General features: G+C 69.0%; 16 protein-coding genes and 2 riboswitches. Of the genes, 15 read left to right on the forward strand and 1 reads right to left on the reverse strand.

What is annotated here, in order from left to right:
• Positions 1-24 precede the first annotated feature (24 nt).
• The 4 genes from AC3RX0_RS03765 (at position 25) to gcvP (ending at position 5840) form a co-directional block, all read left to right on the forward strand.
• Entirely contained in the window at positions 25-1197 is a 1173-nt protein-coding gene (locus tag AC3RX0_RS03765) for a MarP family serine protease (RefSeq protein ID WP_491504596.1), read from the forward strand.
• 43 nt (positions 1198-1240) lie between these two features.
• A riboswitch (glycine riboswitch) is annotated at positions 1241-1330 on the forward strand.
• A gap of 1 nt (position 1331) precedes the next feature.
• A riboswitch (glycine riboswitch) is annotated at positions 1332-1441 on the forward strand.
• Between the two features lie 45 nt (positions 1442-1486).
• Positions 1487-2590 carry a glycine cleavage system aminomethyltransferase GcvT gene (gene gcvT / locus AC3RX0_RS03770; RefSeq protein WP_491504597.1) on the forward strand — a complete coding sequence of 368 codons (1104 nt, stop codon included), beginning with the start codon at positions 1487-1489 and terminating at the stop codon, positions 2588-2590.
• Positions 2587-2964, forward strand: coding sequence for a glycine cleavage system protein GcvH (gene gcvH / locus AC3RX0_RS03775; protein ID WP_491504598.1), 378 nt, complete (start codon positions 2587-2589; stop codon positions 2962-2964). The genes gcvT and gcvH overlap by 4 nt, the downstream gene beginning before the upstream one ends.
• Before the next feature lie 53 nt (positions 2965-3017).
• Entirely contained in the window at positions 3018-5840 is a 2823-nt protein-coding gene (gene gcvP, locus AC3RX0_RS03780; protein ID WP_491505375.1) for an aminomethyl-transferring glycine dehydrogenase, read from the forward strand.
• A 111-nt stretch (positions 5841-5951) separates the two neighbouring features.
• Here the strand turns inward: gcvP and AC3RX0_RS03785 are convergent, their stop codons facing one another.
• Complete coding sequence (locus AC3RX0_RS03785) at positions 5952-6773, reverse strand: CPBP family intramembrane glutamic endopeptidase (protein WP_491505376.1); 822 nt, start codon at positions 6771-6773, stop codon at positions 5952-5954.
• A gap of 165 nt (positions 6774-6938) precedes the next feature.
• Between AC3RX0_RS03785 and AC3RX0_RS03790 the strand changes: the two genes are divergently transcribed.
• From AC3RX0_RS03790 to typA, 11 genes are all read left to right on the forward strand, one after another.
• Positions 6939-8570 (forward strand): peptide ABC transporter substrate-binding protein, encoded by a 1632-nt coding sequence (locus AC3RX0_RS03790; RefSeq protein WP_491504599.1) that lies wholly within the window; start codon positions 6939-6941, stop codon positions 8568-8570.
• A gap of 86 nt (positions 8571-8656) precedes the next feature.
• Positions 8657-9586 carry an ABC transporter permease gene (locus tag AC3RX0_RS03795; RefSeq protein ID WP_491504600.1) on the forward strand — a complete coding sequence of 310 codons (930 nt, stop codon included), beginning with the start codon at positions 8657-8659 and terminating at the stop codon, positions 9584-9586.
• Positions 9576-10517 (forward strand): ABC transporter permease, encoded by a 942-nt coding sequence (locus tag AC3RX0_RS03800; RefSeq protein ID WP_491504601.1) that lies wholly within the window; start codon positions 9576-9578, stop codon positions 10515-10517. The genes AC3RX0_RS03795 and AC3RX0_RS03800 overlap by 11 nt, the downstream gene beginning before the upstream one ends.
• Positions 10514-12199, forward strand: a complete 1686-nt coding sequence (locus AC3RX0_RS03805) for a dipeptide ABC transporter ATP-binding protein (RefSeq protein ID WP_491504602.1) — start codon at positions 10514-10516, stop codon at positions 12197-12199. The genes AC3RX0_RS03800 and AC3RX0_RS03805 overlap by 4 nt, the downstream gene beginning before the upstream one ends.
• Positions 12200-12222: 23 nt before the next feature.
• Positions 12223-12759: a PH domain-containing protein gene (locus tag AC3RX0_RS03810; RefSeq protein WP_491504603.1), complete on the forward strand. Its 537-nt coding sequence runs from the start codon at positions 12223-12225 to the stop codon at positions 12757-12759.
• On the forward strand, positions 12756-13376 hold the full coding sequence (locus tag AC3RX0_RS03815) for a PH domain-containing protein (protein WP_491504604.1): 621 nt from the start codon (positions 12756-12758) through the stop codon (positions 13374-13376). Before AC3RX0_RS03810 ends, AC3RX0_RS03815 begins: the two co-directional genes overlap by 4 nt.
• Positions 13377-13641: 265 nt before the next feature.
• Positions 13642-14622, forward strand: a complete 981-nt coding sequence (locus AC3RX0_RS03820; RefSeq protein WP_491504605.1) for an ABC transporter permease — start codon at positions 13642-13644, stop codon at positions 14620-14622.
• A gap of 1 nt (position 14623) precedes the next feature.
• On the forward strand, positions 14624-15562 hold the full coding sequence (locus tag AC3RX0_RS03825) for an ABC transporter permease (protein ID WP_491504606.1): 939 nt from the start codon (positions 14624-14626) through the stop codon (positions 15560-15562).
• Positions 15563-15569: 7 nt separating this feature from the next.
• Positions 15570-17681: a dipeptide ABC transporter ATP-binding protein gene (locus AC3RX0_RS03830; RefSeq protein WP_491505377.1), complete on the forward strand. Its 2112-nt coding sequence runs from the start codon at positions 15570-15572 to the stop codon at positions 17679-17681.
• A gap of 53 nt (positions 17682-17734) precedes the next feature.
• Positions 17735-19420, forward strand: coding sequence for an ABC transporter family substrate-binding protein (locus AC3RX0_RS03835; protein WP_491504607.1), 1686 nt, complete (start codon positions 17735-17737; stop codon positions 19418-19420).
• A gap of 140 nt (positions 19421-19560) precedes the next feature.
• Positions 19561-21474 carry a translational GTPase TypA gene (gene typA / locus AC3RX0_RS03840; protein WP_491504608.1) on the forward strand — a complete coding sequence of 638 codons (1914 nt, stop codon included), beginning with the start codon at positions 19561-19563 and terminating at the stop codon, positions 21472-21474.
• Positions 21475-21495: the final 21 nt, after the last annotated feature.

Below are 21495 nucleotides of genomic sequence, written 5' to 3' on the forward strand. Positions count from 1 at the left end.
TACCCTGACTGATCCGGAGGTGACATGGTTCTGTTCGAGATCGTGCTGCTGCTGATCCTGGCGGTGGCGACCGTGGCGGGCTTCGCGCGCGGGTTCGTGGCCAGCGCCGGCACGCTGGCGGGCCTGGTCGCCGGCGGCATCGCGGCGCTGTGGGCGGCGCCCTCGATCGGGCGGCTCGTCTCCGAACCGGTGTGGCGGCCGATCGCCGAGCTCGTCACCTGGATCGTGCTCCTGTCGATCGGGGCGTCGATCGGCGGTGCGATCGGCGCGTGGCTTCGCCGCGGGGTCGACCGCACGCCGCTGCGGATCATCGACCGGATCGCCGGGGGTGTCGTCTCGCTCGTCGTGACGGCGCTTGTCGTGTCGCTGGCGGCGACCGGCATCGCGGCGAGCGGGATCCCGGGAATCTCGGCGGACGCGGCATCCTCTCGCGTCGTGCGCACGATCGACGCGCTCATCCCGCCGCCGATCCAGCAGGCGCTCGCGCAGCTGCGCGGCACCCTGGCCGCCGACGGGCTGCCCGCCCTCGGCTCGCTGCTGGACCACCCGTCGGCCTCGCCCCAGCCGGCGATCGCTCTGGACACGCCGGCGGTGACGAAGGCGGTGCGCTCGGTGGCCCGCATCACCGGCGTCGCCTACGCCTGCGGCGTCAGCCAGACCGGATCGGGATTCGCGATCGGCGCCGACACCATCGTCACGAACGCGCACGTCGTGGCCGGCGTCAAGAACCCGACCGTGCAGCTGCCCGACGGCAGCGCACAGCAGGGGCGGATCGTCGCGTTCGATCCGAAGCTCGACCTGGCGGTCATCCGCGCGCCGGGCCTGCACGCGACGCCCCTGCGGATGAGCTCCACGCTGCCGGCGGGTGCGTCCGCGGTCGTCGCCGGCTACCCGTACGGCGGACCGCTGACCGTCGGCGACGCGCGGGTGCTCGCCTCGGGGACCGTCCCCGTGCCCGACATCTACGGCAGCAGCCCCGCCCCGCGGCCCATCTACAGCCTCGCGGCCGCGGTACGGCCCGGCAACTCCGGCGGCCCGCTGCTCACGGCGCAGGGCACCGTCGCCGGGATCGTCTTCGCCCGTGTGGAAGGCGCCCCCGACCGGGGTTACGCGATCATCGACAGTGCTCTGAAGGATCTGCTCGCGCGGTCCGGGTCGCTGACCGCGCCGGTGTCGTCGGGACACTGCACGGGCTGACGCCGACCGGTATGCTGGATTCAAACTGAACACCATCGGCCGCACGACGTCCGCGGGAGAGTCCGATCCGATCGGACACCGAAGGAGCAAGCCTCCCCGCCAATCTCTCAGGTCCGCATACCGCGCACGCCCGGCCACTCTGAAAAGCGATCTCGAGCACACGGCGCCCGAGATCCGCCGACGGTGAAAGTCGCGGCATCCATCGATGTCGCGGTGAAGCTCTCAGGCCCATGACAGAGGGGGAGTCCGCACGACGCCGCAGGGCGTCCTGTCCGACTCGGAAGATCCCATGTCTCACCTTCGTCAGACCCCGCTGAATGCGCGGCACGAAGCGCTCGGCGCCTCGTTCACCGACTTCGGCGGCTGGTCCATGCCCGTCCGCTACACCTCCGATCTGACCGAGCACCGCGCCGTGCGCGAGGCGGCCGGCCTGTTCGACATCTCGCATATGGCGGAGTTCCTCGTGTCGGGCCGCGGCGCGGGCGCGTTCCTCGACTACGCCCTGGCCGGACGCCTGTCGGCCCTGGCGATCGGCAAGGCGAAGTACTCATTGGTGCTCGCCGACGACGGCGGCATCATCGACGACGTCATCGTCTACCGCCTCGCCGACGAGCGGTACCTCGTGGTCGCCAACGCCGGGAACCGGGATGCGGTGGCCGACGCGTTCGCGCAGCGTGCGCAGGACGGTGCCGACGTCGAGGACGTCACCGACGACTACGCCCTCATCGCCGTGCAGGGCCCGCGTGCGGAGGAGATCGTGCTGTCCACGGCCGGGTTCGACGCCGAGGACCTGACGGGGCTCGGGTACTACGCCTGGCGCGACGGCACGTTCGGCGGCGTCCCGGTGCTCGTGGCCCGCACGGGCTACACGGGCGAGGACGGCTTCGAGCTGCTGATCCCGAACGATGCGGCCGGCGCCCTGTGGGACGCGCTGCTGGCGGCAGGCGACCCGCACGGCCTCATCCCGTGCGGCCTGGCCGCCCGCGACACGCTGCGCCTCGAGGCCGGCATGCCGCTGTACGGCCACGAGCTGGGCCTCGAGATCGCGCCCGCGCAGGCGGGCCTCGGCCGTGTCGTCGTGGCGGCCAAGGACGACTTCGTCGGCAAGGCCGGCCTGGCCGCCCGCGACCTGGCCGATGCCCCGGTGCTCGTGGGCCTCGTCGCCGAGGGCCGCCGTGCCGGCCGTGCCGGCTACCCCGTGCTCGGCCCCGACGGCGTCGCCGTCGGCGAGATCACCAGCGGCGCCCTGTCGCCCACGCTCGGCCATCCGATCGCGATGGCCTTCGTCCCGCCGGCCTTCGCCGAGACGGGCACCGTGCTGTCGATCGACGTGCGCGGCACCGGCATCCCTGCCACCGTCACCACCCTGCCTTTCTACCGGAGGACGAAATGACCGACCTGACCACCCTGTCCTACACCGCCGAGCACGAGTGGATCGCCCGTGACGGCGACCTCGCCACGGTCGGGATCACAGACTTCGCCGCCGACAAGCTCGGTGACGTCGTCTACGTCGACCTGCCCGCCGTCGGCCAGTCCGTGACCGCCGGCGAGGTCTGCGGCGAGATCGAGTCCACCAAGTCGGTCGGCGAACTGTACGCGCCGATCACCGGCGAGGTCGTCGAGGTCAACACCGCCCTCGACGACGACCCGTCGGTCATCAACTCCGACGCGTTCGGCGACGGCTGGCTTGTGAAGATCCGCGGCACCGAGTCGGTCGAGCTGCTCGACCGTGCCGCCTACGAGGCGCTCACGGACGGCGACGCGTGAGCGGCGCGTTCTCCTCCCGCCACATCGGGACCGGCGAGGCCGCGCAGCGGCAGATGCTCCACGCCGTCGGATACGACTCGGTCGAGGCTCTCGTGAAGGCTGCCGTCCCGGCATCCATCCACGCCGCCCCGAGGGTGAGCAGCGACATCCCGGCCGCGGCCACCGAGGCCGAGGCACTCGCCGAGCTGCGCGAGCTCGCCGCGCAGAACCGGTCCGCCCGGTCGATGATCGGGCTCGGCTACTACGACACGTTCACGCCGAGCGTGATCGCGCGCAACGTGCTCGAGAATCCGTCCTGGTACACGGCGTACACGCCGTACCAGCCCGAGATCTCGCAGGGGCGCCTCGAGGCGCTGATCAACTTCCAGACGATGGTGACCGACCTCACGGGCCTGACCACCGCGAACGCGTCGATGCTCGACGAGTCCACGGCCGTCGCCGAGGGGATGCTGCTGGCCCGCCGTGCCTCGAAGTCCAAGACCGACGTGTTCGTCGTGGACGCCGACGCGCTGCCACAGACCAAGGCGCTGCTGCGCCACCGTGCCGCGGCGGTCGGCATCCGCCTGGTCGAGCTCGACCTCGCCGACGGCGCTGCGCTGCCCGACGAGCTGTTCGGCGTCTTCGTGCAGTACCCGGGCGCGTCCGGGCGGGTCTGGGATCCGTCCGGGGTCATCGACGCCGTGCACGTGGGCGGGGGCCTCGCGGTCGTCGCCGCCGACCTGCTCGCGCTCACGCTGCTGCGCTCGCCGGGCTCGCTCGGGGCCGACGTCGCGGTGGGCACGACCCAGCGCTTCGGCGTGCCGATGGGCTTCGGCGGTCCGCACGCCGGGTACATGGCCGTGCGCCAGGGCCTGGAGCGTCAGCTGCCCGGGCGTCTGGTCGGCGTCTCGCAGGACGCCGACGGCCACCCCGCCTACCGGCTCGCGCTGCAGACCCGCGAGCAGCACATCCGGCGCGAGAAGGCCACGTCGAACATCTGCACCGCCCAGGTGCTGCTGGCCGTGATGGCCGCGATGTACGTCGTGTACCACGGGCCCGAGGGCCTGCGGGCGATCGCCGAGGACGTCTCGCGCAGGACCGAGGCGCTCGCGCAGCGTCTGCGCGAGGACGGCCAGAGCGTGCATCACGACGCCTTCTTCGACACGATCCGGGTCACTGTGCCCGGCACGGCGAAGAACGTCGTCGAGCGCGCCCGCGCCAAGGGCTACCAGCTGTTCTGGGCCGACGAGGCGACCGTCGGCATCTCGGTCGACGAGACCACGACCGACGCGGACCTCGCGGCCGTGGCATCCGCCTTCGGCGCGCCCGAAGCCGACGCGCACGGCGACCGTTCTCTCGACTCCGGCGCGTTCACCCCGCTGGCGGGGGTGGATGCCGTGCTGCACCGCGAGGACGAGTACCTCACGCACCCGGTGTTCCACGACCACCGGTCCGAGACGGCGATGATGCGCTACCTGAAGCTGCTCGCCGACCGCGACTACGCGCTGGATCGCGGCATGATCCCGCTCGGCTCGTGCACGATGAAGCTGAACGCGGCGACCGAGATGGCGGCCGTGTCGTGGCCGGAGTTCTCGCGCGTGCACCCGTTCGCACCCGAGGCCGACGTGCACGGCTACCTCGCCATGATCGAGCAGCTCGAGAGCTGGCTCGCCGAGGTCACCGGCTACGACAGCGTGTCACTGCAGCCCAACGCCGGCTCGCAGGGCGAGCTCGCAGGGCTGCTCGCGATCCGCGGCTATCATGACGCGAACGGCGACGACCAGCGGCGCGTGTGTCTGATCCCGTCGTCGGCGCACGGGACCAACGCCGCGTCGGCGGTGCTGGCCGGCATGCGGGTCGTGGTCGTCGCGTGCGACGACGCCGGCAACGTCGACCTCGACGACCTGCGGGCCAAGATCGCCGCGCACGAGGCGGAGCTCGCTGCGCTCATGATCACCTACCCGTCGACCCACGGCGTGTACGAGCAGGACGTGGTCGCGATCACCCAGGCCGTGCACGACGCCGGCGGCCAGGTGTACGTCGACGGCGCGAACCTCAACGCGCTGCTGGGCTTCGCCCGGTTCGGCGATCTCGGCGGCGACGTGTCGCACCTGAACCTGCACAAGACGTTCGCGATCCCGCACGGCGGGGGCGGACCCGGCGTCGGGCCGGTGGCCGCGAAAGCGCACCTCGCGCGGTTCCTGCCGTCGCACCCGCTCGCCCAGAGGGCCGACCACGCCGGGGGCGTGCGGTTCGACGGCGGGCCGGTGTCGGCGGCGCCGTACGGCTCGGCCGGCATCCTGCCGATCTCGTGGGCGTATGTGCGGATGATGGGTGCCGAAGGACTGGCCGACGCGACCGGAGCCGCCGTGCTGGCGGCCAACTACCTGGCCGCTCGTCTGCGCGAGCACTTCCCGGTGCTGTACACCGGTGAGGGCGGGCTGGTCGCGCACGAGTGCATCCTCGATCTGCGTCCGCTGCGCGAGCAGACCGGCGTCACGGTCGACGACGTCGCCAAGCGGCTGATCGACTACGGATTCCACGCCCCGACGATGTCGTTCCCGGTGGCGGGCACGCTCATGGTCGAGCCGACCGAGTCCGAGGACCTGGGCGAGCTCGAGCGGTTCATCGAGGCCATGATCGCGATCAAGGCCGAGGCCGTGGCCGTCGCCGCAGGAGAGTGGCCCGCAGACGACAACCCCCTCGTGAACGCGCCGCACACCGCGGCATCCGTCATCGCAGGGGAGTGGAACCGCCCCTACTCGCGCGAGACGGCCGTGTACCCCGTGCACACGCTCGTGCGCACGAAGTACTGGCCGCCCGTGCGCCGCATCGACAACGCGTGGGGCGACCGCAACCTCGTCTGCGCCTGCCCACCCGTCGAGGCCTTCGCCTAGCCGCCGCGCCGGCCGGGCTCGATCGGCCGGTCGCCTCGATCCGCGCGGGCCCACCCTCGATCCGCGCGGGCCCACCCTCGCCGACATGGCGTGGGGCCGCGGGATCGGGGATCAGCCGGAGGCGGACGGGGACGGCGACGGGGTGGGGGCGAACACGCCCGGCCAGAGGGCGGCGGCCAAGGGGTAGCCGACGAATGAGACGATGTCGAGGATGCTGTGGGCCACCACCAGCGGCATGACTCGGCCCCAGCGGCGGTAGCACCAGCCGAACACGACGCCCATCACGAAATTGCCGAGGGCCTGCGGCGCGCCCTGGTACAGGTGGTACGAGCCGCGCACGGCGGCCGACACGAGGATGATCGTCCAGTCGTTCCATCCGGCCTTGCGCAGCCGGGTGAACAGATAGCCGATCATGACCACCTCCTCCTGCAGCCCCGCGCGCACAGCCGACAGGACCAGCAGGGGGATCGTCCACCAGGCCGCGTCGAGAGGGGATGCCTGGACCTGCACGGTCCAGCCCAGCAGGCGTCCGATCGTGTAGAGGCCGAGGCCCGGCACGCCGATCACGAGCGCCAGCACCACACCCCCGCCGAGGTCTCGGCCCGGCCGGCCGGGATCCAGCCCGATGCGCCGGAACGGGCTGGTGCCGGCATCCCACAGCAGGTACACCACCAGGGCCACGAGGCAGAGCGAGAACCCGACGTCGAGGAGCTGATACAGGATGTCCCAGAAGGCCTGCGTCGCCTGTGGCGGGTTCAGCGCCGTGGACTGGTCGCCCACCGGCACGCGGGCGAGCACGAGCCGGATGAAGGCGAGCATCGAGTACACGGCCGATTGGCCGAGCGTGCAGGCCATGACCAGCCCGACCTCCCACCACAGCCGGGCGCGGGACGACGGCGCGAGCGGGGGAGCGGAGGCGGTCACCCGACAGATTGTCACATGCGGAGCCTCATCGGTAAAAGGTGTGTAACGGTTTTGGCCGATGTTTGGAGCAGAGCTGTCAGTATGCTTATGGTTGCCCCATCGCCGCGAACAGCGCCGCACGCAATGGTGCGTGCGTGAGGCGCGGCATGAATCCCTTTCACTGGAGGACTACACGTGAAGCGTACGAAGATCGCCCTCACCGGGCTCGCATTGCTGACCGCGGGCGTGATCACGCTCAGCGGCTGCGCGAGCGGCGGCGGAAACACGGGCGACAAGGGCAACACCGGCAACAGCAGCAGCAAGTCGATCATCACGGTCAACGGCTCCGAGCCCGAGAACCCGCTGGTACCCACGAACACGAACGAGACCGGCGGCGGCAAGATCCTCGACTCGATCTTCGCCGGCCTGGCCTACTACGACGCCAAGGGCAAGCTCGTCAACGACATGGCCGAGTCGATCACGGTCGACGACCCCAGCAACGTGACGATCAAGCTCAAGAAGGGCGAGAAGTTCACGAACGGTCAGGAACTGACCGCCGACAGCTTCATCAAGGCCTGGCAGTACGGCGCCAAGTTCTCGAACAAGCAGCTGAACTCCTCGTGGTTCGCCGACATCGACGGCTTCAGCGCCGACAAGGACTCGGAGCTGACCGGCCTGAAGAAGGTCGACGACTACACCTTCACCGTCAAGCTCAGCTCGCCGGTCGCCGCCGACTGGGCACAGCGCCTTGGCTACTCGGCGTACTACCCGCTGCCCGACGTCGCATTCGACGACATGAAGGCGTTCGGCGAGCACCCGATCGGCAACGGCCCCTACAAGCTGGCCAGCGACTCGGCGTGGCAGCACGACGTGCAGATCGACCTCGTCAAGAACGACGGCTACACCGGCGGACGCCAGGTGAAGAACGGGGGCGTGACGATCAAGTTCTACGCCTCGCAGGACTCGGCCTACGCCGACCTGCAGGGCGGCAACCTCGACGTGCTGGACGCGATCCCGCCGTCGGCGTTCGCCTCGTTCGAGTCCGACCTGGGCGACCGCGCCGTCAACCAGCCGGCCGCGATCTTCCAGTCGTTCACACTGCCGGGCGACATGGCGCACTTCACCGGTGAAGAGGGCACGCTGCGCAAGGAAGCCCTCTCGATGGCGATCAACCGCGACCAGATCACCAAGACGATCTTCAACGGCACGCGCACCCCGGCCAGCGACTTCACCTCGCCGGTCATCAACGGCTGGTCGGACTCGATCCCGGGCTCCGAGGTCCTGAAGTACGACGCCGCCAAGGCCAAGCAGCTGTGGGCCCAGGCCGACGGCATCTCGAAGTGGAGCGGTTCGTTCCAGATCGCCTACAACGCGGACGGCGGCCACAAGGAGTGGGTCGACGCCGTGGCGAACTCGATCAAGAACACGCTGGGCATCGACGCGTCGGGCAAGTCGTACGTCGACTTCGCGACGCTGCGTCAGGACGTCAACGACCGCAAGATCAAGACGGCGTTCCGCACCGGTTGGCAGGCCGACTACCCCGGTCAGTACAACTTCCTGCAGCCGCTGTACGGCACCAAGGCCAGCTCGAACGACAGCGACTACTCGAACAAGGACTTCGACGCGCTGCTCGCACAGGGTGCCTCGTCGGCCGACCCGGCCGCGGCCACCGCTGACTACCAGAAGGCGCAGGAGATCCTGTTCAAGGACCTGCCGTCCATCCCGCTGTGGTACTCGAACGTCACCGGCGGCTACGCCGAGGGCGTGAAGAACGTCACCTTCGGCTGGAACTCGGTTCCGCTGTACTACCAGATCACCAAGGGCTGACCGCCTGAGGGATCTTCCACCCACGAGGCGGTGACCATCAGCGTCACCGCCTCGTGGCGTGCCATCCTCACCCGAAGGGAGGGCGCGTGCTCGCATACATCGTGAGGCGCCTGCTGCAGCTGATTCCCGTCTTTCTCGGCGCGACGCTGCTCATCTATTTCCTCGTGTTCGCCATGCCCGGCGACCCGATCGCGGCGCTGTTCGGCGACAAGCAGCCCAGCCCGCAGCTTCTGCAGGAACTGCGGAACCAATACCACCTGAACGACCCGTTCATCGTGCAGTACTGGTACTACCTGTCCGGCATCTTCCAGGGCAACCTCGGCACGACCTTCTCGGGTCAGTCCGTCAACGAGGTCCTGGCCCGCACGCTTCCCGTGACCGCGCGGCTCGCGGTCATGTCGATCGCCATCGAGTTCTGCCTGTCGATCGTCATCGGCACGATCTCGGCGCTGCGCAAGGGCAAGCTGTTCGACCACACCGCGCTGATCGTCGGCCTGATCTTCCTGTCGGTGCCGGTGTTCGTGCTCGGCTTCGTCGCGCAGTACTTCCTGGCGATCAAGCTCGGCTGGTTCAACCCCACCGTGGGCGCCAACAACGACTGGGGCGGCTTGTGGCTGCCGGCGCTCGTGCTGGGCGTGAGCCTGTTCGCGACCAGCATGCGCCTCATGCGCGGCTCGGTGATCGAGACCCGCAACCAGGACTGGGTGCGCACCGCGTACTCGAAGGGCCTGTCGCGCGGCCGCGTGCTTCCCGTGCACGTGATGCGCAACTCGCTCATCCCCATGATCACGAACTCCGCCACGAACTTCGGCGTGCTGCTGGTCGGCGCCGTGGTGACCGAGGCCGTGTTCAACATCCCCGGCGTCGGCAACACCATGTTCCAGGCCACGATCCGCCACGAGGGGCCGACGATCGTGTCGTTCGTCACGATCTTCGTGATCCTCTACGTGCTCGTGAACCTGTTCGTCGACCTGCTGTACGGTCTTCTGGACCCGAGGATCCGCTATGTCAAGTGATTCCACCGCGACGCACTACGTCGCCCCCGCCGAGACCACGACGATCACCGTCGACGCGGTCAAGGTGGCCGCCAAGCCCAGCAGCCTCTGGTCCGACGCCTGGCGCGACATCCGTCGCCGCCCGACGTTCTGGGTCTCGGTCGCGATCGTGCTCTGGGTGCTGCTGATGGTCTTCTGGCCGACGCTGTTCACGCACACCGATCCGCGCAGCTGCGATCTGACGTACTCGAACGGCGGACCCGCCAAGGGCCACCCGCTCGGCTACACGTTCCAGGGCTGCGACATCTACGCCCGCATCGTGTGGGGCACCCGGGTGTCGGTGGCGGTCGGCCTCCTGGCGACCATCATCGGATCGGTCATCGGCCTGGTCATGGGGGCCCTCGCCGGCTACTACGGCGGATGGCTCGACTCGTTCCTGTCGCGTGTCGGCGACATCTTCTTCTCGATCCCCTACATCCTGGCGGCCGTGGTCGTCATGACGGTGTTCGCGGAGTTCCGCAACGTCCTGACGCTGTCGGTCGCGATCGGCGGGTTCGCCTGGGCGTCCACAGCGCGCGTCGTGCGGGCCGAAGTGCTGCGCGTGCGGCAGTCCGACTTCGTCACGGCCTCGCGGGCCCTGGGCAAGTCGAACTTCGGCACACTGCTCTCACACGTGATCCCGAACGCGATCGCGCCGCTGCTGGTCGTGTCGACGCTGAGCCTCGCCGGCGCGATCGTGGCCGAGGCGACCCTGGCGTTCCTGGGCGTGGGCCTGGGCGGCACGACCATATCGTGGGGCATCGAGATCAGCAACGCGCAGTCGCAGATCCGCAACGCGCCGATGTCGCTGATCTACCCGTCGATCTTCCTGACCGTCACGGTGCTGGCGTTCATCATGCTGGGCGAGCTGATCCGCGACGCCCTCGACCCGAGAGCGAGGGCACAGCGATGAGCGCGTCCGTCGACACACCGCTGCTGAGCATCCGCGACCTGAAGGTCGCCTTCCGCGGGCAGAAGACCGTGCGCGAGGTGCTGCACGGGGTCAACCTCGACCTCTACCCCGGCGAGACCCTCGCCATCGTGGGGGAGTCGGGCTCGGGCAAGTCCACGACGGCCTCGGCCATCGTGAACCTGCTGCCCGGCACCGGGCACGTGACCGCGGGCAGCATCATGCTGGACGGCCGCGAGCTGACCTCGCTCAGCCGCAGCCAGATGGAGCGCATCCGCGGCCGCGAGATCGGGTACGTCCCGCAGGACCCGATGTCGAACCTGAACCCGGTGTGGTCCATCGGGTTCCAGGTGAAGGAGGCCGTCCGGGCCAACGGCATCGCGCGCGGTCGCCACGCCATCAAGCAGCGCACGGTCGAGGTGCTCAAGCAGGCGGGCCTGGCCGACGCCGAGCGGCGCCTGCACCAATACCCGCACCAGTTCTCGGGCGGCATGCGGCAGCGCGCCCTGATCAGCATGGGCCTGGCGGCCGACCCCAAGCTGCTGATCGCCGACGAGCCCACGAGCGCCCTCGACGTGACCGTTCAGCGCGTGATCCTCGACCACATGGCGAGCCTCACGCGCGAGAAGGGCACCGCAGTGCTGCTGATCACGCACGACCTGGGCCTTGCCGCCGAGCGTGCTGAGAAGATCGTCGTGATGCAGCAGGGGCACATCGTCGAGGCAGGTCCCAGCCGCGAGATCCTCGAGAACCCGCTGCACCCGTACACGCAGAAGCTCGTGGCCGCGGCCCCCAGCATCGCGTCCCAGCGAATCCAGGCCCAGGCCGAGCGCCGCGGCATCGAGCACGTCGGCGACACCGAGACGGTGCCCGCGGTCTCGGTGCGAGAGCTCACGAAGGACTACAAGATCCGCACCGGCGGGTTCGGCTCGGTGCCGTTCCGCGCGGTGGATGCGGTGAGCTTCGACATCCCGCGCGGCAAGACGCTGGCCCTGGTCGGCGAGTCCGGATCGGGCAAGTCGACGGTGGCCAAGATGGTGCTCAAGATCGAGGAGCCCACGGCGGGCACGATCGAGATCGCCGGCAAGAACTCCGCCAGCCTGTCGGGGCGCGAGGTGCTGGCGCTGCGCCGCAAGATGCAGCCGGTGTTCCAAGACCCCTACGGATCGTTGGACCCGCTGCGCAACATCGGCAACACGATCGCCGAGCCGCTGCACATCCATGGCGTGGGCGACCAGGCCTCGCGCCGTGCGCGCGTCGTCGAACTGCTCGACCAGGTGTCGCTGCCGCAGGAGCTGGCCAGCCGGTACCCGAACGAGCTGTCGGGCGGTCAGCGTCAGCGTGTCGCGATCGCGCGGGCGCTCGCGCTCAAGCCCGACATCGTCGTGCTCGACGAGGCCGTGTCGGCCCTCGACGTGCTCGTGCAGGACCAGATCCTGAAGCTGCTGGCCGAGCTGCAGAGCGAGCTCGACCTCACCTATCTGTTCATCACCCACGACCTCGCCGTCGTGCGCGTCGTCGCCGACGAGGTCTGTGTGATGGAGAAGGGCAAGGTCGTCGAACACGGCACCGTCGACGAGATCTTCGCGAACCCGACGCAGGAGTACACGCAGCGGCTGCTGGACGCCATCCCCGGCGCGTCGATCCCTCTGGGGGTCGGCTCCGCGGGAGGTGGGTCACGCTGATCGCACGGCACCCGGGGCGGCATGTGTTCCGCCCCGGGTCGGCGTGGCCGCTGCTGGTGATCTCGGCGGCGATCGTGCTGTTCCTGCTCGGCGATGCGGTCATCCGCGGCGGGTGGGTCGAGACACTGCTGCTCGCTCCGTGGCCGCTGCTGGCGTTGTGGGGCGTGTACACGGCCGCGTTCGCCTCGTCGCTGGCGATGGACGACGACGGGCTGACGGTGCAGAACCTGCTGCAGATCGTGCGCGTGCCGTGGGCGCGTGTCGCGGACCTGCAGTGGCGCTGGCAGATCGAGATCGAGACCGACGACGGCGGGCACGTGCGGGCGATCGGCGGCCCGTTGCAGGGCCGGCCGGGTCGCCGGCCGGGCAATCCCGAGCAGACGCCGGTCGGGACCCGCGCCCAGTACGCGGCGATCGAGCGCGCGTGGGAGCAGACGCGGGCGGCTGCGGCATCCGACGAACCCGTCCGCCGCGGCTGGGACGTGCCGGCGCTGATCGCCCTCGCCGTGCTGGTCGTGTGGGCGGTGATCTCCGTACTGGTGACCGGAGGGCTGTCGTGAGCAAGGACCTCGCCGACGGGGGTTCGGTCGTCCTGCGTGCGCTGTCGTCGCAGTTCGCGTTCTGGGCGCTGGCGGGGCTGGCGGGGCTGTTCGTCGCCGACGCGGCCCTGCGCGGCCGTGTGGACGTCGCACTGCGCACGGCCGGGGTGGCGCTGTTCGTGGTCTGGTGTGCGTGGGTGTTCCTCATCCGGATGAGCGTGCACATGGATGCCTCGGCCCTGACGGCACGCAATCTCCTGCGCTGGATCCGCATCCCGTGGGCGCGGGTGGCCGAGGTCGAGCGTCGTGCGCAGCTGACCGTCCTCGTGGACGACGGCACCTCGGTGTCGTGCTGGGGGAGTCCGTTCGCACCGCGCGGCGGCGCGGGAAGGCCGCGCGGAACCGGACGGGCGCCCGCCGGGACGATCACGGCCATGAACAACCCGTACGGTCCGCCGGTGGGCAGCCTCGCCGGGATGCGCGGGGGCCCCGCCGCCGACGGCGCACTGGAGGCGGTGCGCGCGGTCTGGCTCTCCGGAAGGCACACCGAGGGCCCGGTGACACGCGGGTGGGACGTGCCGGCACTGACCGCCGGCGGCGTCTGCCTGGTGGTCGCGATTCTCGCGCTGCTCGTGTGAGTGACACGTGTAGCTAACACCCTGATAAAGAAACGGCGGGAGAACCGGAAAGACACGGGATGTCGGTTAGAGTGGTGCGCGGTCCCATCCGGACGCTCGCCGACGGACAATCGGCATCGACATCGTCGTCGGTCAAGAGTCGGCGCTCGACTAGCAAGGAAATGTTCACGAACGTGATCACTGAGAAGACCGTCTGGGGCGCGCGCACGTCTTGCGTCGCGAGACCTCCGCAGACATCCCGAGCGGGAAGCACGGGTGAACGCCCGTGACCGTGTACATCGTCCGCCGGATCATCAACTACCTGATCCTCACCGCCGTCGCCTCGTCGCTGGCCTACGTCCTGGCCAGCATCGGCCTGAACCCGGTCTGGGAGTTCGCGAATCGCAACCCCCCGGTGCCGCAGTCCTCGATCGACCAGCTGCTGAACGCGTGGGGCGTGAACCCGAGTGTGCCGCTGATCGAGCGCACCTGGACGTGGTTCACGAACATCTTCCACGGCGACCTGGGCCTGACGGTGGGCAACCAGCCGGTCACCCAGCAGATCGCCATCCGCGCCGGCGTGAGCCTTCAGCTGCTGCTGGTCGGCTCCATCATCGGCGCAATCCTCGGCGTCGTCCTCGGCGTATGGGGCGCGGTGCGCCAGTACAAGATGAGCGACCAGGTCGTCACCGTCATCTCGTACATCATCTTCGCGACCCCCACGTTCGTCATGGGCATCCTGCTCATGATCCTGGCCGTCAACTTCAACAACCTGATCGGCACGCAGCTGATCACCTTCAGCGGTCAGTATTCGGCGACGACGCCACCGGACTTCTGGAGTCAGTTCGGCGATCGGATCTCGCACGCGCTGCTGCCGACCCTTGTGCTCATCCTGCTGGGCGCCGCCTCGTACAGCCGCTACCAGCGCAATGCGATGCTCGACGTCCTCGGCGCGGACTACATCCGCACCGCACGATCCAAGGGCCGCACCCGCGGGTCGGCGCTTGTGCGCCACGGCGTGCGCATCGCGCTCATCCCGATGTCGACGTTCTTCGCGTACAGCTTCGGGACGCTGGTCGCCGGCTCCGCGATGCTCGAAATCGTCTTCAGCTGGCACGGCATGGGCGAGATGACGATCCAGTCCGTGCAGCAGAACGACATCAACTCCCTCGCGGGCTCCACCCTCTTCATCGCGGTCCTGATCCTGTGCTCGTCGACCCTGTCAGAGATCCTGTACGCGGCCCTCGACCCGAGAGTGAGGCGCTGACATGGCGATCCCCGAAACCGAGCTGCTCAGCCAGACCGAGGTGCCCACCCCCGACCTCGAGCCGGTCACCACGACCCTGGCCGCCAAGCCCGCGTCGCGCGCCCGCGTCATCTGGCGCCGCCTGCAGCACACTCCGCGCTTTTGGATCGGCGGCTCGGTGGTCGTGCTGTTCATCCTGCTGGCGATCTTCGGCCAGCTGCTGACGCCGTGGTCGCCCACCGACCAGGACGTCGACAACATGAACTACCCGCCGACGGTGCTGCACTGGTTCGGCACCGACATCCTCGGCCACGACCTGTTCTCGCAGATCGTGTCGGGCCTGCAGAAGTCGCTCATCATCGGCTTCATCGCCGGGCCCGCGGCCACGCTGATCGCCGGCATTCTCGGCGCCACGGCAGGCTACCTGGGCGGCTGGGGCGAGAAGATGATCGCCTGGCTCATCGACCTGCTGCTGGTGCTGCCTGCGTTCTTCATCCTGGTGCTGCTGTACCCGTTCACGCACGGCAGCTGGATCGTGATGATGATCTTCCTCGCCATCACGGGCTGGATGATCATGGCCCAAGTCATACGCAATCAGACGAGATCACTGCGCGACCGGGAGTTCGTCAAGGCGGCGCGCTACATGGGCTTCGGCACGTGGTCGGTCGTGCGCCGCCACGTCATCCCGAACGTCGCGTCGCTGCTGATCATCGACGCCACCCTCGGCATCGCCGCGATGATCCTCGCCGAGACGAGCCTGAGCTTCTTCGGCTTCGGCGTGCAGCCGCCGGACGTGTCGCTGGGCGTCCTGATCGCGAACGGCCAGTCCGCCGCGACCACGCGTCCGTGGCTGTTCATGTTCCCCGCCGGCACCCTGATCATCCTGCTGCTGGCCATCAGCCTCGTCGGCGACGCCCTGCGCGACGCCATCGACCCGACCTCAGGGGTGAACCGTGCCTGAGACCACGATGCCCGACCTGTTCGAGCACCCGAAACCGGCCGGGGCCACCCGCAACGGACGGCCGCTGCTGGAGGTCAAGAACCTCTCGGTCACGTTCCCGCAGCGCTCCGGCGACGTGCGCGCCGTCCGCGACATCAGCTACACGATCGACGAGGGCGAGTTCCTCGGGATCGTCGGCGAGTCCGGCTCGGGCAAGTCCGTCTCGTCGCTGGCGATCATGGGCCTGCTGCCGGGCACGGCCAAGATCGAGGGCGAGATCCTCTACAACGGCAAGTCGCTGCTGACGATGGGCGACAAGCAGCTCTCACGCGTGCGCGGCAGCGAGATCGCGATGGTCTTCCAGGACCCGCTGTCGGCGCTGACGCCCGTGTACACGGTGGGCGACCAGATCGCCGAGGCGCTGCACCTGCACGACAGCGCCCTGAGCAAGAAGGCCGCCGCGGCGCGCGCGGTCGAGCTGCTGAAGATCGTCGGCATCCCCGACCCGTCCCGCCGCGCGCTCGCATTCCCGCACGAGTACTCGGGCGGCATGCGCCAGCGCGCCATGATCGCGATGGCGATCGCGAACGATCCGCGACTGATCATCGCCGACGAGCCGACCACGGCGCTCGACGTGACGATCCAGGCGCAGATCCTCGAGGTGCTGCAAGAGGCCAAGCGCCTCACGGGCGCGGCCGTGTCGCTGATCACGCACGACCTGGGCGTCGTCGCCGGCCAGGCCGACCGGGTCGCGGTGATGTACGCCGGCAAGCTCGTCGAGTCCGGCACGGTCGACCAGGTGTTCAATGAGCCGACCATGCCGTACACGGTGGGCCTGCTGCGTTCCGTGCCCAATATCCGCACCGCCGGCACGAGCCGGCTCGTGCCGTTGGAGGGACGTCCGCCGTCGCTGGCGAAGCTGCCGGTGGGCTGCCCGTTCGCCGCGCGCTGCCCCGCCGCGATCGACCTGTGCCGCACCGAGGAGCCCGCGCTCGTGGAGCACGGCGGTCCCGACGGGCACCTGTCCGCGTGCCACCGCGCCGGCGAGATCCTGTCCGGCGAGCTGACACGTCCGCAGATCTTCCCTCGTCCCGAGGCTCTCGTGAACCGGGTGAAGGTCGACGAGGGCAAGCCGCCGGTGCTCGTGGTCAAGGACCTCGTCAAGCACTTCCCGCTCATGAAGGGCGGCGTGTTCCGCCGTCAGGTGGGCACGGTGCGCGCCGTGGACGGCGTCTCGTTCCAGCTCGAGGCCGGCCGCACACTTGCGATCGTCGGCGAGTCCGGCTGCGGCAAGACGACGACGATCCTCGAGCTCATGGAGCTGATCAAGCCCCAAAGCGGAACGATCGAGGTCGTCGGCAAGGATGTCGCCAAGCTCACGCCGCACTCGCGACGCGAGCTGCGCAGCGAGATCCAGATCGTGTTCCAGGATCCGGCCGCCGCGGTCGACCCGCGCCTGCCGATCGCCGACGTGGTCGGGGAGCCGCTGCTGGCCCAGGGCGTGCCGCGCGACAAGCGCAACGAGCGCGTGTCGGAGCTGCTGGACCTTGTCGGGCTCGACCCGACCATGCTCGACCGGTATCCCCACGAGTTCTCGGGCGGTCAGCGCCAGCGCATCGGCATCGCCCGGGGCCTGGCGACCGACCCGAAGATCCTCGTGCTGGACGAGCCGGTCTCGGCGCTGGACGTGTCGATCCAGGCCGGTGTCATCAACCTGCTGCAGGACCTGCGCGACCAGCTGGGCCTGTCGCTGATCTTCGTGGCCCACGACCTGGCCGTGGTCCGCCAGATCGCGGACGACGTCGCGGTGATGTATCTGGGCAAGATCGTGGAGTACGGCGACATCGCCGAGGTGTTCGATCACCCCAAGCATCCCTACACGCAGGCGCTCATGTCGGCGGCTCCGATCCCGGATCCCGAGATCGAGCGCACCCGCGAGCGGGTGCTGCTGCAGGGTGACCTGCCCAGCCCCGCCGAGCGCATCGACGGCTGCCGGTTCCGCACCCGGTGCCCGCTGTACAAGATCCTGGGCGAGCCGCAGCGTGCGCTGTGCGACGCGCAGGATCCAGAACTGGTCGATCATGACGGCGACCTGGTGGCGTGCCACCACGTCGACCGGAACACCCTGGTCGTCGGCTGACGATCCCAGACTCCCGCCGACGTCGGCGGGTGACACAGAAGAAGAGGAAGCACATGAACCGCAGAACCACAGCACTCGCGGCTGTCGCTGTGCTCAGCGCTGCCGGCCTCGCGCTGGCCGGCTGCGCGCAGCCCAACGCCAAACCGACCAGCAGCGAGCCCCCGCAGCTCCCGCTCATGGGCTGGACGCCGGTCGCGGCATCCGACCTGCAGCAGGGCGGCACCCTGAGCCTGGCGGTCCTGTCCAGCGGCACCGACGAGGGCAACTGGAACATCAACACGACCCAGGGCGCCAACGTGCCGGTCGTCGACATGCAGGCGCCGCTCATGGGCGCGCCCTACAAGGCCACCAAGGACGGTCAGGTCGAGGTCGACCCCAACTACGCCACCGACATCAAGCTCGAGAGCGACTCGCCCCAGACGGTCGACGTCAAGCTCAACGACAAGGCGGTGTGGGAGGACGGCAAGCCGATCACGTCCAAGGACTACGAGGCGACGTTCGCCGCGCTCAGCGGCAAGAACACCAAGTTCAACATCGCTTCGTCGGCCGGCTTCGACCAGGTCTCGAAGTTCGAGGTCGTCAGCGACTACGAGTTCAAGTTCACGTTCGGCACCACCTACGCCGACTGGCAGGCGCTGCTGACGACGGCAGCCGTCCCGGCCGACATCGCCAGCGACCCGGCCAAGTGGGCGAGCTTCACCACGAAGCCGATGCCCTCGAGCGGTCCGTTCATCATGTCGAAGATCGACAACAACGCCAAGGTGTACACCGAGACGGTGAACCCGAAGTGGTGGGGTGACAAGCCCAAGCTCGACACGATCACCTGGACGGTCATCGACCAGGGCGCGCAGGCGCAGGCCTTCGCGAACAACGAGATCAACGCCGTCGAGGCCCAGGACGTCGACACGTACACGGCCGCGCTGAAGAAGTCGGGCGCCAAGGCGCTCAACTCCGGTGGCGTGACCTACTCGCAGGTGACGTTCAACGGTCTGCAGGCACCGCTGGACGACGCCAACGTCCGCAAGGCGATCGCGCAGGCGATCGACCGCAACCTGATCGCCAAGACGGCCAACGAGCCGCTGGGCGTGAAGGCGACCACGGACGGCAACTGGATCTTCATGCCCGGCCAGAAGGGCTACGTCGACACGGTCAGCGAGAAGCTGCCGTACGACACCGCCGCGGCCGAGAAGGGCCTGGAGGCAGCCGGCTACAAGCACGACAACGGCCAGTGGACGAAGGACGGCAAGCAGCTGAAGCTGTCGGTCATCGTTCCGCAGGGCACGAAGTCGAACGAGCTGCGTGCACAGCAGATCCAGTCGTCGCTGAAGAAGATCGACGTCCCGGTCACCCTCGACGAGGTCCCGAGCGCCGACTACTTCACGAACATCCAGAGCGGCAAGTACGAGATGGCCACCTTCGGCTGGCAGGGCACGCTGTTCCCGATCTCGTCGAGCGAGTCGCTGTACTACCCGGCCATGAAGCCGGGCGGCAGCGGGCAGAACTACGCGTTCGTGACGGACGAGAAGCTGGGCGACCTGTGGAAGCAGGCAAACAGCGAGCTCGACCCGGCCAAGCGCCTGGACCTGGCCAACCAGATCAACGACGTCATCGCCGGCTACATGCCGATGCTGCCGATCTACCCCTACCCGAACGTCACGGTCGTCGACAAGAACCTCGCCAACTACGGTCCGGCGACGTTCATGTCGGTCGACTGGACCACGGTGGGCTTCACCAAGTAAGCGCCTGAGCGCCTGCTGAACAGGGCGCCCGTCCCGCACCGATAGAATCGGATGCGGGGCGGGCGCCCTCTTGCGTTTCTGCCGCTTTCCGACATCGCCCCCGCATCCTCTCTCATCTTCACCGAAAGGTGCTTTCGGCCATGTCTGAAGCCCACCGCACAGATCTGCGCAACGTCGCGATCGTCGCGCACGTCGACCACGGCAAGACCACGCTCGTCGACGCGATGCTCCGCCAGACCGGGTCGTTCGGCGACCACGCGCACGTCGAAGAGCGCGCCATGGACTCGAACGACCTCGAGCGCGAGAAGGGCATCACGATCCTCGCCAAGAACACGGCGATCACCTACAACGGCGCGCACACCGACACCCCGGTGACGATCAACGTGATCGACACTCCGGGTCACGCCGATTTCGGCGGCGAGGTCGAGCGCGGTCTGTCGATGGTCGACGGCGTGGTGCTGCTGGTGGATGCCTCGGAGGGACCGCTCCCGCAGACCCGGTTCGTGCTGCGCAAGGCGCTCGAGGCGAAGCTGCCGGTCATCCTGCTGGTGAACAAGACCGACCGTCCCGATGCGCGCATCGCCGAGGTCGAGGAGGAGGCGCACGACCTGCTGCTGGGCCTGGCCTCGGACCTCGTCGACGACGTGCCCGACCTGGACGTCGACGCCCTGCTGGACGTGCCGGTGGTCTACGCCTCGGGGCGCGCGGGCGCGGCATCCCGAAACCGTCCCGCCAACGGCGAGCTGCCCGACAACGCCGACCTCGAGCCGCTGTTCGCAGCGATCCTCGAGCACGTGCCGGCTCCGTCCTACGACGACGCGGCGCCGCTTCAGGCGTGGGTCACGAACCTCGACTCGTCGCCGTTCCTCGGGCGTCTGGCGCTGCTGCGCGTGTTCAACGGCACGCTGCGCAAGGGCCAGACCGTCGCCTGGGTGCGCCACGACGGTTCGCACTCGAACGCCCGCATCACCGAGCTGCTGAAGACCCGCGCCCTCGAGCGGTACCCCGCCGAATCGGCCGGGCCCGGCGACATCGTCGCGATCGCCGGCATCGAGGAGATCACGATCGGCGAGACGATCGCCGATCCCGAGGACGTGCGGCCGCTGCCTGCCATCCACGTCGACGGCCCGGCGATCTCGATGACGATCGGCACGAACACGTCGCCGCTGGTCGGCAAGGTCAAGGGCCATCGCCTGACCGCCCGCATGGTCAAGGACCGCCTGGACCGCGAGCTCGTGGGCAACGTGTCGCTGAAGGTCGTCGAGATCGGCCGCCCCGACGCGTGGGAGGTGCAGGGCCGCGGCGAGCTGGCCCTGGCCATCCTCGTCGAGAACATGCGCCGCGAGGGCTTCGAGCTGACGGTCGGAAAGCCCCAGGTCGTCACCCGCAAGGGCGAGCGCGGGCAGGTGCAGGAGCCGTTCGAGCACCTCACGATCGACGCGCCGGAGGAGTACCTCGGTGCGATCACCCAGCTGCTGGCGGCGCGCAAGGGTCGCATGGAGACGATGCACAACCACGGCACCGGCTGGGTGCGGATGGAGTTCGTGGTGCCCTCGCGCGGCCTCATCGGCTTCCGCACCGAGTTCCTGACGACCACCCGCGGCACCGGCATCGCCAACGCGATCGCCGCGGGGTACGAGGACTGGGCCGGTCACATCGTCACGCGGCAGAACGGCTCGATCATCGCCGACCGCTCCGGGGTCGTGACGCCGTTCGCGATCATCGCGCTGCAGGAGCGCATGTCGTTCTTCGTGAACCCCGGCGACGAGGTCTACGAGGGCATGGTCATCGGCGAGAACTCGCGCAACGACGACATGGACGTGAACATCACGAAGGAGAAGAAGCTCACGAACATGCGGTCCTCGACGGCCGACACGTTCGAGTCGATGACCCCGCCGCGCATCCTGTCGCTCGAGGAGAGCCTCGAGTTCGCCCGTGACGACGAATGCGTCGAGGTCACGCCCGAGACGGTGCGCATCCGCAAGGTGGTGCTCGACCAGCACGACCGCGCCCGCGCGACCGCGCGTCTGAAGCGCCAGGACGCGAACGCCTGATCCGCAGCCGCCGGCCGGGTG

This window comes from Microbacterium sp. W1-4-2, from assembly GCF_058349885.2.